Here is a 13,549-nt window from a genome sequence, read left to right as displayed (position 1 = left end):
GTCCTTCACTCGGGGGTGTACACGGTCTGGATCAGGCGGTTGGACTGGCCCCTGCGGACGAGCACGCCGCGCCCGGCGGGCTGCTGCGAGGCGTACACCCCCGGGAACAGCTGGCCCTCGCTGCGGTCGCCCGCCATGACGATCGCCGAGGCCCCCGATTCGCGCAGGCCCTGCACCAGCGGCTCGTACATGCCGCGCGAGGCACCCGCGACGCGCCGGGTCAGGACGAAGTGCAGGCCGATGTCCTGGGCCGACGGGACGTACGGCAGGAACGGCTGCAGCGGCGACTGCCCGGCCGTGGTCAGCACGTCGTAGTCGTCGACGAGGACGACGATCCGCGGCCCGCCGCCCCAGCTGCCCGGCTCCAGGTCCTCCAGCGGGGCGCTGTCGTCGGGCATCCGCCGCTCCAGCTCGGTGGCGATGCCGGCGGCCAGGCCCGCGCACATCTTGGCGTTGTACGCGTAGCCGCCGTTGAACTCCTCCGGGATCACGCCGCGCAGACTGCGCCGCGGGTCCATGATCGCGAAGACCAGCTCGTCCTCGCCGTAGCGCTCGATGAGCCCGGCCGCGACGGTCTTCAGCAGGTTGGTCTTGCCGCACTCGCTGTCGCCCATGACCAGCAGGTGCTGGTCGTGGTGGAACAGGTCGAGCAGTACGGGCGCCAGCGCGCCCTGGTCGAGGCCGATCGGGACCCGCTTCGGCTCGGCGACCGGACCCGGCAGCAGGTGCGGCTCCAGTACGTGCGGCAGCACCCGCACCGGCTGGGCGGCCTCGCCGGTCCAGGTGGCGCGGATGGTGCGTGCCGTGCGCTCCAGCACCGCGCCCAGCTCGGCGGTGTCGCGCAGCCCGTCCGTCCGGGGCAGCGCCACCTGCGCGAAGAGCTTGCCGTCGGTCAGCACGCGGCCCGGCTCGTCGGGCGACAGGGTCTCGGCGAGCTTGCGCTCGATGCTGGACTCACTGGGGTCGTTCAGGCGCAGCTCGACGCGGGTGCCGAAGTTCGACTGGGTCGCGATGCGGACGTCGTTCCAGCGGAGCATGCCGGCGACGACGTGGATGCCGTAGCCGCCGCCGCGCTTGAGGATGTCGGCGATGGCGTCGTCGAGCTCCTCGAAGTCGTCGCGCAGCGCACCGAACCCGTCGATGACCAGGACGATCTCGGCGGAGGCCAGCCCCGGCAGCCGGCCGGCCGCGTGCAGGGTGCGCAGCTGCTCCACGGAGTCGATGCCGTGGTCGCGGAAGAGGTCCTCGCGGGTCGCGAGCATGTTCCGCACCTCTTCGACGGTACGGGCCGCGCGCTCGCGGTCGGCGCGGCCCGCGATGCCGCCGACGTGCGGCAGGCCCGACAGTGCCTGGAGGCCGCCGCCGACCAGGTCGAGGCCGTAGACGCCGACCTCCTGCGGGGTGTGGGTCAGCGCGAGCGAGAGGACGAGGGTGCGCAGCAGTGTGGTCTTGCCGGACTGCGGGCCGCCGATGACGGCGGCGTGGCCGCCCGCGACGGTCAGGTCGAGGTACCACTCGCCCTGCCACTGCCGGGTCGGGTCGTCGAGCAGGCCGAGCGGCACGGTGAGCCGTCCGCGGCGCTTGGAGAGCTGCATTCCGCGCACGCCCACGTCGAGGCCGCCGCCGACCGCGTCCAGGGGGATCGCGGCGGGCAGCGGCGGCAGCCAGATGCGGCGCACCGGAGCGGCGGCGTGCTCCAGCTGCTCGACGATGACGCCCATCTCGGTCGGCCCGGTCTCCCGGCGCCGGGAGGAGGGTTCCTGCGGGCCGGCGCTCTCCGGCTCGGACAGCGTGTTGAAGGCCTCGTACTCCAGGACGAGGGGGCCGCTCTCCACCTCCTCCGCGCGCTGGACGGGGCCGCGGTATCCGCCGGAGACGTAGCTCGCCTTGAAGCGCTCGTAGTGGCTCGTGTCGACCTTGAGGTAGCCGAAGCCGGGCAGCGGCGGGAGGTGGAAGGCGTCGGTGGTGTCCAGGACGGTGCGGGACTCGTCGGCGGAGAAGGTGCGCAGGCCCAGGCGGTACGAGAGGTAGGTGTCCAGGCCCTTGAGCTTGCCGCCCTCGATGCGCTGGCTGGACAGCAGCAGGTGCACGCCGATGGAGCGGCCGATGCGGCCGATGGACAGGAACAGGTCGATGAAGTCGGGCTTCGCGGTGAGCAGTTCGCCGAACTCGTCGATGACGACGAAGAGGTGCGGGAGCGGGTCCAGGTCGGGCCGGCGGTCGGCGCGCAGCGCGGCGTAGTCGCCGATGTCGGCGACGTTGCCCGCGTCCTTGAGGACCTGCTGGCGGCGCTTGACCTCGCCGGCGAGCGAGGCGTGCACGCGCTCGACGAGGCCGGCCTGGTTCTCCAGGTTGGTGATGACGCCCGCGACGTGCGGCAGGTCCGCGAACGGCGCGAAGGTCGCACCGCCCTTGTAGTCGACGAGGACCAGGGCGAGGTCCTCCGGCGGGTGCGTGGCCACCAGGGCGAGGACGAGGGTGCGCAGCAGCTCGGACTTGCCGGAACCGGTCGCGCCGACGCACAGGCCGTGCGGGCCCATGCCCAGCTCGGAGGATTCCTTCAGGTCGAGCAGCACGGGCTCCCGGGAGTCGCTGATGCCGATGGGCACGCGCAGGAAGGCGCGTTCGCCGCGCGGGGCCCACAGGCTCGCCAGGTCGAGGCGGGCGACGTCGTCGATGCCGAGGAGGTCGGCGAAGTCGACGGGCCCGGACAGCGGGGCGTCGATGAGGGACTCGGCGGACAACCGGAGCGGGGCGAGCATCCGGGCCAGGCCCTCCGCGAAGGGGACGCCGACCTCGTCCACGGTGCCGTGGGCGCTGATGGGCTCGTCCTGGCGCAGGTCCTCGATGAACACCCGGTCGCCTTCGACGGTGATGCGCACGCCGACGTGGCCGGGCTCCTGGACGCGCTGGTCGAGCAGGTGGAGGACGGTGACGCCCATCTCGCGCAGGCCCACCGCCTCGTCGGGGCGGGGCAGTTCGACGGCGTCCTCGCCGTGTCCGTCGGTCACGACGAGCAGCCGCGAGGTCATGGACAGGGCGTCCTGGCCGGACAGTCCGCGGCGCACCTCGGCCGCGTAGGAGGCGCGACGGCGCAGCTCCGGGCCGATCTGCCGGGCGAGCTGGGCCGCGGAGGGGGCGATCCGGCGGGCGGCGACGGGGCCGTCGAGCTGCTCGGTGTCGAGGAGGTGCGGCATCCACTTGGCCCACTCCCAGTCGGGGAGCCGGTCGCCGGGGACGGCCAGGGCGATCGCCACGTCGTCGGGGGCGTGCAGGGCGGCGGCCTGGACCAGCAGGGCGCGGGCGACGCGCAGGCAGTCCTCGCGGGGGCCGATGACGCTGATGTTGCCGACGCGGTCGAGCGGAACGGTGAGCGGGAGGTCGGTGCCGCCCCGGAAGCGGGCCGTCAGCGCCGAGGCCTCGTTGAGCATGAAGCGGTCGGGCGGGGTGAGGACGGTGGAGCCCTGCTGGCCGATCTGCAGGTCGCGTACGGGCATTTCGCCGGTGCCGACGCGCACGCGCAGGAAGTCGCCGTCGACGCGGCGGCGCTCCCACAGCCGGGCCGGGTCGCGGACGATGTCGTACAGGGCGTGCGGCGGCGGGTTGAGCACGTCGGCGAGCTCGCCGCGCTCGCGCTCCTCGCCGGCGAGCTCCTCGCGCAGGTCCTCCAGGTAGGCGAGATAGGCCTCGCGCTGGGTGCGGCGGGTGCGCTGGGCCTTGCCGCGCTGCGAGAAGACGAGCGCGAGGGAGCCGATGACGGTGACGACGAGGATCAGCGCGCCGAGCCCGGCGAACTGGCTGTTGCGGACGACCGTCATCATCACGACGGACGACATGACTCCGGCCACGGGCAGCAGCGACATCGCGATGTTGCCCGCTTTCCCCTCGGGGAGGTTGGGCGGGGCCTCGATGAGGCGTGCGGCAGGGGCGACCAGGGGCCGGACGGTCCTGGCCGGGCGGTGGATCAGTCGGGTGCTCATCGTTGTCGTCCGCCATTCGCGGTCTGGCTCGTCACGGTCTGGCTCGTCGGGTTCTGGCTCGTCGCCGGGGTCGGGCTCGGTACGGTCCGGGGCGTCGCAGTCGGGCTCGGCATGCCGGTCAGTGGCGCTGCTGGGACAGCTGGAAGACGTCCGCGGCGAGCCGGGCGGTGGTCTGCCTGGTGGAGTGGGCGAGCAGTTCGGTGCGGATGCGGCCGCCGGCCGCGAGGTGGCGGTCGTACGGCAGGACGTGCACGCCCGTCCCGGTGGACTCGAGGCTGCGGACGGCCTCGGCGAGGTCGATGCCGGAGTGCGGGGCCTGCTCGGTGAGCACGACGACCGTGCCGGCGATCACGTGCTGGGGCAGGCCCTGCATCCACTGGAGGACCGCGTACGTGCTCATGACCCCGTCCAGGGTCGCGGGGGTGGTCAGGACGCGCGCCTGGGAGGCGGTGAGCGCGACGCGGGCGACCTCGGCGGGGAGCGTCTCGCAGTCGACGACGGTCACGCCGAAGTAGCGGCGCAGGGCGACCATGGCCCGCTCGTAGGAGCGGGTGTCGAGCATCGCGCCGATCTGGCCCTGGCTGCCGGGCAGCAGCCAGGCGTTGTCGTGGAGCTGGACCAGGTAGCCGGTGATGTCGAGCAGCGACATCTGGGGCTCGACGATGTCCGCGATGTCGCCGGTGGTCCAGCGCAGGGACTCGGCGCCCAGCCGGATCGGCAGCGAGCCCAGGGCGGGGTCGGCCTCGACGAAGAGGACGGGGTCCTGCCGGTAGTGGGCGTACGTGGTGCCGAGCAGGGCCGCGACGGTGGACTTTCCGGCGCCGCCGCGGATGGAGGTGACGGCGATCTGGCGGCCGGTGGTCACGGACTGCTGGAGCAGCTCGGCGGAGCGGGTGGCGTCGGCGACCTCGCGGGCGGCGGATGAGGAAACGATTCGGCGTACGGCGCGGGTGGCGCGGGCGCCGAAGGCCTCCCCGTGCAGGGGCTTGCGGCCGGCCGCGGCCAGCGCGGGGTCGACCGGGGGCCGGGAGTCGGGGGTGCGGGCCCCCACGGACGCGCGGCGCGGCTGCGGCTTCGCCTGCTGCTGCGGGTGGGAGTGGGACGGGGTCTGGCCCGGGTAGCCGTATCCGGCCGCGTGGCCCTGGCCCTGCTGGGCGGCGGGGTGTCCCTGGCCCTGTGCCTGGTCGGGGCCCGGGTAGCCGTATGCCGGGGCCTGGCCCTGCCGGGCGGGGTCGTGGCCGGGGAACCCCTGCGGTCCGGGCGCGTGGGCCTGTGCCTGTGCCTGGGCTTCGTAGCCGTACGCCGGGGCCTGGCCCTGCTGGGCGGGGTCGTGGCCGGGGAACTTCTGCGGCCCGGGCGCGTGGGCCTGCGCCTGTGCCTCGTAGCCGTATGCGGGGGCCTGGCCCTGCCGGGCGGCGGGCGCACCGGGGGATGCCTGTGGCCCGGCCGCGTGGCCCGCGGCCTGTGCCTGCTCCGGGCCCGGGTAGCCGTACGCGGGCGCCTGGCCGGCGTGCCCGGGGAACCCCTGCGGGCCCGCTGCCGCGGGGTGCCCGGGCTGCGGTGCGCCGGGGCCCGGCTGGGGCTGCGCGTGCTGCGGTGCCCCCTGGCCCGGGTGCGGGACCGAGGGCTGCTGGGCCTGCGGTGCCCCTTGGCCCGGGTGCACGGGGTGCGAGGCCTGCTGGCCCGGGTGCTGGGCCTCCTGGTCCGGGTGCGGGGGGTTCTGGTCCGCCTGCCCGGCCGCCTGCCCGGCCCTCAGGTCGCGCAGGACGTCGCCCTGCCAGTTGTCTCCGCTCGGCATGTCTGCCCCTGCCCCTCTTCCTTCGACCTGCTGCCCCGCCCGGAGCGCCTGCGCGTTGACTCAGAACTTGTTGAGCAGCTGCCCGTACACGCCGAACACCCCGACGGCGAGCGGGAAGAGCCCCACCATGCCGACCGACTCGACGAGATCGGCGGCACGCCCCAGCCGGACCCGCACGTGCTCCGGCGGCTGCACCGCGAGGACGAGCAGCGGCAGCAGCGCGGCCACACCCAGGACGGCCAGCGGCCCGGCGCCCCCGCCGTGCTCGCCCCACAGCATCACGAGCCGTACGACGAGCACCGCAGCGGCGGTGAACAGGGCCACGACCTCCGCGACCAGCGGGAAGGCCCGGGCCCTCGACAGCAGCACCACGGCGACGAGCGCCGGCAGTGCCACCGTCCACACGCTGGGCTTCCCGGCCAGCGTCAGCAGCCAGCCGGCGGCCGCCGCCGAGACGGCGGTGGCGATCGTCGCGAGGGCGAGCCCGCGGTGCGTGGCGGCGAGCGCGTTGCCCACCTCGTGGCGGCTGACGGAGGTGCCGCCGGAGCGGCGGTCGTCGAGCGCGGTGAGCCCCGAGGCCATCAGGGCGAGCCGCGGCAGCAGGCCGAGCAGCACCACGGAGCACAGGGCCATGACCGCGCCGAGCCGGGCCGGGTCGTCCTGGAGGACGGCGACGGCCTCCCACAGGGCGGTGAGCACGGCGATGGCCGCGGCTCCCATCAGCCCGCCGCGGCCGAGCGGCGAGAAGAAGCCGAGCATCACCAGCATCAGGACGAGCGCGCCCGCGACGGCGGCGAGCCGGACGACCCCCGACCAGTGGCCGGCGTCCGCGGCGGTCCACGCGGCGAGCACGCCCAGCCCGCCGGAGGCGAGCAGGAGGGCGGTCGACAGGCCCTGGTTGCCGCGCCCGTTGCGGGCGACGAGCGCGCCGGCCGCGAGCAGTACGACCGTGACGGCCGCGAGGGCGCCGGCCAGGGCGCCGAGTGCGAACTCGCGGCGCGCGAGCAGTGCGGCGGTGACCGTGATCGCGACGGTCGCCACCCCGGCACTGGCCCGGCGGGCGGCGGGCCGCCAGCGCCAGGCCTGCAGGTCGAGGTCGTCTGCGACCAGGTCCGTGACGTCGTGGACGACGGGGGCGGGCGGCGCGGAGTGGGTCCTGACGAGCCGGAGGACGGCGCCGTCGGCTATCCCGGCCGACGCGAGCGTGCTGTCGTGCGGCAGCGCGGAACCGTCGGACGTGATCAGCTGACGGGTCATCGGACGCGATGCGGCCCGGTCGTCGAGCAGGTAGAGGATGTCGGGGAGCAGCTGCCCGATCGGGGTGTCCGAGGGCAGGACGATGTCCGCCCGGCGCCGCTCGCCGACGAGGGTCACCCGGCTCAATTGCGCCCGGGAAGTCGTTGCTGTGCTCACCACTTACGGGAACCTATCATCGCGGCGTTGCGACCTTTCGGGACTAAAGGGACGTAGCTCTGCGGCCGGACTGTGAACTCTCCCGGATCTGCACGTCGCCGATCCTTCTTCTACGAATGCGACGGCTTCGGCGACTTGGCCGTGGGGGTGTGCGAGGGCTGCGAAGTCTTGGGCGTCTTCGGCGTCTTGGAGGGTCCGGACGACGCCGACGGGCTCGCCGGTGCCGACGGCTGCTTCGACTTCGACGACTGCCCGGGCTGCGGGAGCGGGACCGGCTGCTGTTGCTGTTGCTGCTTCTGCTGCTCGGCCTTCTGCTTCGCGAGCGTGTGCTGCACGAAGGACCAGCCGACGCAACCCGCGCACAGGACGGCCGCGATGGCGATGCCCGCGAACATCTTCCCGAGGCGCTCGTCGGCGGTGCGCCGCGCCCGCTGCGCGCCGAACAGCAGCGCGTCCCTCATCCTGCGGCGGCGTACTGCCACCGATTCCAGAAGCTGGCTGTCGTAGTCCCGTGCCATCCGTCGTCCGTCGCCTCAGTCTCGGCTCGTCGAGTGCCAACTACCGCTCCGGAGGCCCGCCACCGAGCGAACGGCCGTGCGAAGCTCCCGTTTTTGCCTCTGCAACATAGAGCATGTCCGAGCGGTGGGCACGTCCAGGCCCGGGACGCAACCCGTGGCCCGCCCCCGCTGCGGTCGCCGGGGCAGGGGGGCGGGGCTACGTTGGAGGGGCGGGGGCATCTGTGGTGCAGGAGGGCCCGGCATGGTCACACGCGTGCGGAGGGCGGCGGTCGCAGCAGCCGCCATCGGGATGGCCGTGGTGCCCCTCGGGGCGGCGGCCGGCAGTGCCTGGAGCGCTCCACGGGCCGCGCCGGTCGCGGCGCCGGTCCGGGACGACGGGGACTTCGCGCAGCTCACACCAGCCGTGAAGCAGCAGCTGGACGAGGCCGTGCGCAAGGTGATGGCCCAGGCCCACGTGCCCGGGGTGATGGTGCACCTCTCCGCGCCCGGCAAGGGCGAGTACGTGAAGGCCTTCGGCATCGCCGACAAGGCGACCCGCGCCCCCATGCGGACGGACCTGAACATGCGGATCGGCAGCGTGACCAAGACCTTCACGGTGACCGCGCTGCTCCAGCTCGTCGACCAGGGCAAGGTCGGCCTGGACGACCCCATCGGCACGTACGTCGCCGGGGTCCCGAACGGGGACCGGATCACGCTGCGCCAGCTCGCGGAGATGCGCAGCGGGCTGTTCAACTACTCCGAGGACCCGGGGTTCGACAAGGCGTTCTTCGCCGACCCGGACCGGCCGTTCACCCCGCAGGAGCTGCTCGCGTACTCCTTCAAACACCCGGTGATGTTCGAGCCGGGCGCGAAGTTCTACTACTCCAACACCAATCTGATCCTGCTCGGGCTGGTCGTGGAGAAGGAGACCGGGCAGCAGCTCGACGACTACATCAACAACAGGGTGGTCGCGCCCGCCGGGCTGAAGCACACGCTCTTCCCCAAGGGTGCGGAGTTCCCCAGCCCGCACGCCCACGGCTACACGAACCAGACGCAGAGCGGGAAGGTCGAGGACGCGACCGACTGGAACCCGTCCTGGGGCTGGGCCGCAGGAGCGATGATCTCCAACCTCGACGACATGACGTCCTGGGCGAAGACCCTGGCCACCGGGTCGCTGCTGGAGCCCGCCACGCAGGCCCAGCGGCTGAAGGTCATCGACGCCCTGCCGGGCACGGGTTACGGCCTGGGGATCTTCAACCTCCACGGCTGGATCGGGCACAACGGCTCGCTGCCGGGGTACGAGGCCGTCGTCACCTACATGCCGCAGGCGAAGGCCACGATGGTCATCATGCTCAACACCGACATCACCGCGGAGGGCGAGGAGCCGAGCACGCTGTTCGCCGAGGCCATCACCAGGATCGTGACGCCGGACAACGTCTATACGCTGCCCGCCCAGTCCACCACCAAGTAGGGCGGCCGCGTACCGCCCCGGGGGACGTCCGTCCCTGCGCGCACAATGGGTCCGGCGCGCAGGGACGGACGAAGGAGACGGGTGTGGGCGTTCACGGCGAGCAGGGCACGCGGCAGGTGCAGGATGCGGAGCACGCGCAGGAACGGGGGATCGCACTGCGCGTCGCGGGTGAGGCGGACATCGAGGCGGCGGCCCGGCTGTTCCGCGGGTACCTCGACTTCTACGAGGTGGAGGTGACGGATCCGGACCGGCCCCGCGCCTTCCTCGCCGAGCGGATCGCGAAGGACGAGTCGCTGATCCTGCTCGCCGACGCGCCGGGCGTCGGCACCGTCGGCTTCGCGCAGGTCTACCGGGCCTTCTCGTCGCTCACCATGGGCACCGCCTGGGTCCTCAACGACCTGTACGTGGCCCCGGAGGGCCGCCGCACCGGAGCCGGCCGGGCGCTGCTGCGCGAGGTGCTGCGCCGGGCCCGGGAGGCCGGGGTGGCCGGGGTGCAGCTGGAGACCGCGTACGACAACACGGTCGCGCAGGGGCTGTACGAGGCGGAGGGCTTCGTGCGCGAGGAGTTCCACGTCTACTTCCACGAACTCGGGTGAAACACAACGCCGCAGTCGTCGCGTCAATGGGGTGGGACGACGCGAGGGGGAGTAGATGCGGCAGGGGCGCAGAGACGGGTTCCGTGAGTTCGCGGAAGGCCGGTCGGGGCACCTGTACCGGTCGGCCTGCCTGCTGGCCAGCGGGGACACCCATCTCGCGGAGGACCTCGTACAGGAGACCCTGGGCCGGATGTACCTGCTCTGGGGGCGCATCTCCCGTATCGACAATCCGGCGGCGTACGCGCAGACGGTGCTCGTACGGGCCTTCCTGACGCACCAGCGCCGCCGGTCGGCGGGGGAGCGCCCGGTCGGGGAGTTCCCCGACTCGGGTGCGGCCGCCGCCGGTTCCGGCGATCCGGCGCTGCGGCTGACGCTGCTGCAGGCGCTGGGGCGGCTCGCGCCCAAGGACCGGGCGGTGCTCGTGCTGCGCTACTGGGAGGACCGCAGTGTCGAGGAGACCGCCGACGCGATGAACACCAGCTCGGCGGCGGTCCGTACCCGGACCTCGCGGGCGCTCGGCCGGCTCAGGGAGCAACTGGGCGGGAGCATCAGCGAGTTGGCAGGTCTCTGAGAAGCGCAGACGGAAACGGTCCGGCAGGGCGCCCGTTCGCGGGCCCCGTCGGGCGGCCGGGCCGGTTTCGGCCCCTTCACACCCCCTGAAAACGGAAGGTTTGGTTCCACATGCCCTTTGAAGACGACCTCGGCGAAGCCCTCCGGCGTGCGGGGGACGGTTTCACGACCGACCGGCACGCCCTCGTGGATGCCGGTGAGCGGCGGGGACGGCGGCTCGTCGCCCGCCGCCGGGCCGGCGTGATCGGCGGATCGGTCCTGTCCCTGGCCCTGATCGGCACGGCCGGCGCGTATGCCGGCGGCCTGCTGGGCGCAGGCGGCTCGGGCGGCGCGGACCGGGTGGACGTCGCGGCGCCGCCGACGCGGGCCGCCGGCCAGTCCGGTCAGGGCGGCGCCTGGGACCGGAAGCCCGTCGGCGGCAGCGGCGCGGTCACCGCCGAACAGCTGGTCGAGGTGTTCAGGGGGCTGCTGCCGGGCGGGAAGCTGACCGGGACCACGGCCCGCGGTACGGAGGACGCCCCGTACGTACAGGGCGTGTACGACGACGGCGCCGGCAAGGCGGCCGTCGCCGTGGGCCTTTCCCGGGTGGACCCGCACGGCAGCAACGCCCGTCAGCTGACCGACTGCGGGGACAAGAACCTCCGGAGCTACGACGACTGCGAGGCCGAGCAGCTGGCGGACGGCTCCCGGCTACTGGTCGAACAGGGCTACGAGTACCCGGACCGCCGCGTGGACACCAAGCTCTGGAGGGCCGTGCTCGTGACCCCGCAGGGCTTCCAGGTGGAGGCCTCGGAGTGGAACGCCCCGGCCGAGAAGGGGGCGGCCGTCTCCCGTCCCAAGCCTCCGCTGGATCCGGACCGGTTGAAGGCCCTGGTCACCTCGGACAAGTGGCATCCGGCGCTGAACGACCTGCCGGCCGCCGAGCCGGAGCCGGCGCCCCAGGCCCCGCCCGCCACCGGCCGGCCGGACGCCGGAACCGTCCTGTTGTCCCTGATCCGGCAGTACGGGATCTCGGTCGTCTCCAAGGGCGGCGAAGGCGAATACGCGTACGCCGTCCTCACGGACGGCAAGGGCAACTCGCTGGTCCAGGTCAACGCCCAGGCGAACATGGGCGGTCTGCTGGCCGGTCACATGAGCGGCGCGGACGTGACGACGCTGCCGGACGGCACCAAGGTGAAGGTGGAGGAGAAGCCGGGCGAGAAGGGCGGTGCCGGAGTGGTCTGGTGGAGCGTGGACACGCTGCGTCCGGACGGCTTCCGGGTGGTGGTCTCCGGCTTCAACACCGGCAACCAGGACAAGCCCGCCACCCGCAAGACCCCGTTGCTGACCATGGACCAGCTGAAGGAGCTCGCACTGAGCCCGATGTGGACCGCCCCGCAGCAGTAGCTCACTTCGCGTCGGCGTAGCACTCCACGACCGCCGTGGTGAACGGGAACCGGACCGGGGTGTCGCCGAAGGCGATCCGCCCGGCCCGGTCACCGGCGCGCCGGATGGCCTCGGCGACGGCCTCGGCCTCCTCGGCCGGGCAGTGCACGATCACCTCGTCGTGCTGGAAGAACACCAGCTCGGCCCGCATCCCGGCGAGGGCCTGGCGCAGGGCGGCGAGCAGCAGCAGGGCCCAGTCGGCGGCGCTCCCCTGCACGACGAAGTTGCGGGTGAAGCGGCCGCGGGCCCGGGTGTTCGTCGAGGCGTAGCTCGGGGTCCAGCGCTCCTCCTGGTCCTGCGGGATGCCCGCCTCCCCCTCCTCGTCGGGGGCCCCGGCCGGCGGCGGGCAGGTGCGGCCCAGCCACGTCCGTACGAGCCGGCCCTCCTCCCCGGCCTTCGCCGCCTCGTCGACGTACGCCACCGCGCGCGGGAACCGGCGGCGCAGGGCGGCGAGGTTCTTGAGGCCGTCGCCGGAGGTCTGGCCGTAGACCGCGCCCAGTACGGCGATCTTGGCCTTGTCGCGGTCGCCGGAGAAGCCCTGGCGGGAGACGGCGGTGTACAGGTCCTCCGGCCGCCCGGCCACCTCCATGAAGGCGGGGTCGCGGGAGATCGCGGCGAGGACGCGCGGCTCCATCTGGTCGGCGTCGGCGACGACGAGCCGCCAGCCGGGGTCGGCGACGACGGCCCGGCGGATCACCTTGGGGATCTGCAGGGCCCCGCCGCCGTTGGTGACCCAGCGGCCGGTGAGGGTGCCGCCGGGGATGAACTCCGGGCGGAACCGGCCCTCGTGGACCCAGTCCGCGAGCCAGCTCCAGCCGTGGGCGGTGTAGATCCGGTACAGCTTCTTGTACGCGAGGAGGGGCTCGACCGCGGGGTGGTCGAGCTCCTGGATCTCCCAGCGGCGGGTCGACTTCAGCTTGATGCCGGCCTCGGCGAAGGCCTTGACGACGTCGGCCGGCAGCTCGGGGCGCACCCGGCGGCCGAACGCGGCGGAGATCCGGTCGGCCAGCTCCGCCAGGCGGCGGGGCTCACCGCCCCCGGCGTAGCGCTCGCCGAGCAGCTCCGTCAGCAGGGCCCGGTGCACGTCGGCCCGCCAGGGCAGGCCCGCGCGGTGCATCTCGGCGGCCACGAGGAAGGCCGCCGACTCGGAGGCGGTCAGCAGCCGCATGCGGTCGGGGTGGGCGGTGGCGTCGAGCCGCTTTGCCTGGTCGGCGTGGACGGCGAGCAGGGCGTCCAGGGGGACGGGGGCCGGGCGGGCGTCGAAGAGGGAGTCCTGGGTGCCGGGCTCGGCGGCGCGCTGCGGTGGGTCCGGGGGCACGGGGGCGCCGGTGAGCCGGGCCCAGGCGGCGGCGGCCGAGCGGGGCTCGCCGAAGCGGCCCTCGTGGCCGAGGAGGAGCAGCTCGGCGTCCTCGACGTCGTAGCAGCGGTCCACGCGGGCGCCGGCCGCGAGCAGGCGGGGGTAGACGGCGGCGGTGGACTGCCAGATCCAGCGGGTGCCGGGGGGTGCGGTGCGGATGGCTTCGGCGGGGTGCCGCACGGTGATCCGCCCCCCGGCGGCGGGGTCCGTGGGTGCGGCGTGCCACGCACCGTCTCCGTCCTCGGCCAGGGCCCAACGCCCGGCGTTCTCGCTCACAGGTGCGAGTGTCCCACCGGGGTCTGACAGCGCGGCGTAGCCGGGGCGTGCCGGGTGCGGCGCCGCTGCCGGGGCGCTGCCCCGGACCCCGCGCGGGCCGTGCAGTGAGCCGCGCCGGCGATCGAGGCGGGAACGGTGGAAGGGCGGGTAGGGGACCGGCCCCGCG

Annotated in this window: 9 protein-coding genes; 4 read left to right on the top strand and 5 right to left on the bottom strand. The window is 73.8% G+C overall.

The genetic code is table 11. The annotated features are described in order from the left end of the window. Positions 1–5: 5 nt before the first annotated feature. The 4 genes from eccCa to ACIGFK_RS10905 all read right to left on the bottom strand — a co-directional run bounded on the left by eccCa (position 6) and on the right by ACIGFK_RS10905 (position 7,709). Complete coding sequence (gene eccCa / locus ACIGFK_RS10920) at positions 6–3,980, bottom strand: type VII secretion protein EccCa (protein WP_376656336.1); 3,975 nt, start codon at positions 3,978–3,980, stop codon at positions 6–8. Positions 3,981–4,098: 118 nt separating this feature from the next. Further along, positions 4,099–5,778 carry a hypothetical protein gene (locus ACIGFK_RS10915; RefSeq protein ID WP_400051277.1) on the bottom strand — a complete coding sequence of 560 codons (1,680 nt, stop codon included), beginning with the start codon at positions 5,776–5,778 and terminating at the stop codon, positions 4,099–4,101. Between the two features lie 60 nt (positions 5,779–5,838). Continuing rightward, the gene (gene eccD / locus ACIGFK_RS10910; RefSeq protein ID WP_386464415.1) at positions 5,839–7,194 is read right to left on the bottom strand and encodes a type VII secretion integral membrane protein EccD; all 1,356 of its coding nucleotides are present in this window, start codon (positions 7,192–7,194) and stop codon (positions 5,839–5,841) included. 107 nt (positions 7,195–7,301) lie between these two features. Next, on the bottom strand, positions 7,302–7,709 hold the full coding sequence (locus tag ACIGFK_RS10905; protein ID WP_400051275.1) for a hypothetical protein: 408 nt from the start codon (positions 7,707–7,709) through the stop codon (positions 7,302–7,304). Positions 7,710–7,950: 241 nt separating this feature from the next. Here ACIGFK_RS10905 and ACIGFK_RS10900 point away from each other — a divergent pair, with 241 nt between their 5' ends. The 4 genes from ACIGFK_RS10900 (at position 7,951) to ACIGFK_RS10885 (ending at position 11,711) form a co-directional block, all read left to right on the top strand. Next, positions 7,951–9,159, top strand: a complete 1,209-nt coding sequence (locus tag ACIGFK_RS10900; protein ID WP_400051273.1) for a serine hydrolase domain-containing protein — start codon at positions 7,951–7,953, stop codon at positions 9,157–9,159. An 83-nt stretch (positions 9,160–9,242) separates the two neighbouring features. Further along, complete coding sequence (locus tag ACIGFK_RS10895; RefSeq protein ID WP_376656341.1) at positions 9,243–9,755, top strand: GNAT family N-acetyltransferase; 513 nt, start codon at positions 9,243–9,245, stop codon at positions 9,753–9,755. 55 nt (positions 9,756–9,810) lie between these two features. Next, positions 9,811–10,326 (top strand): SigE family RNA polymerase sigma factor, encoded by a 516-nt coding sequence (locus tag ACIGFK_RS10890; protein ID WP_376656342.1) that lies wholly within the window; start codon positions 9,811–9,813, stop codon positions 10,324–10,326. 110 nt (positions 10,327–10,436) lie between these two features. After that, the gene (locus ACIGFK_RS10885) at positions 10,437–11,711 is read left to right on the top strand and encodes a hypothetical protein (protein ID WP_400051271.1); all 1,275 of its coding nucleotides are present in this window, start codon (positions 10,437–10,439) and stop codon (positions 11,709–11,711) included. 1 nt (position 11,712) lies between these two features. On the opposite strand, the gene ACIGFK_RS10880 is transcribed toward ACIGFK_RS10885, so the two are convergent. Next, positions 11,713–13,383: a bifunctional 3'-5' exonuclease/DNA polymerase gene (locus ACIGFK_RS10880; protein ID WP_386464406.1), complete on the bottom strand. Its 1,671-nt coding sequence runs from the start codon at positions 13,381–13,383 to the stop codon at positions 11,713–11,715. Between the last annotated feature and the right edge of the window lie 166 nt (positions 13,384–13,549).

It is taken from the genome of Streptomyces sp. NPDC085524 (assembly GCF_044541755.1).
GTDB lineage: Bacteria > Actinomycetota > Actinomycetes > Streptomycetales > Streptomycetaceae > Streptomyces.
This window is presented reverse-complemented; position numbering and strand designations above follow the sequence as displayed.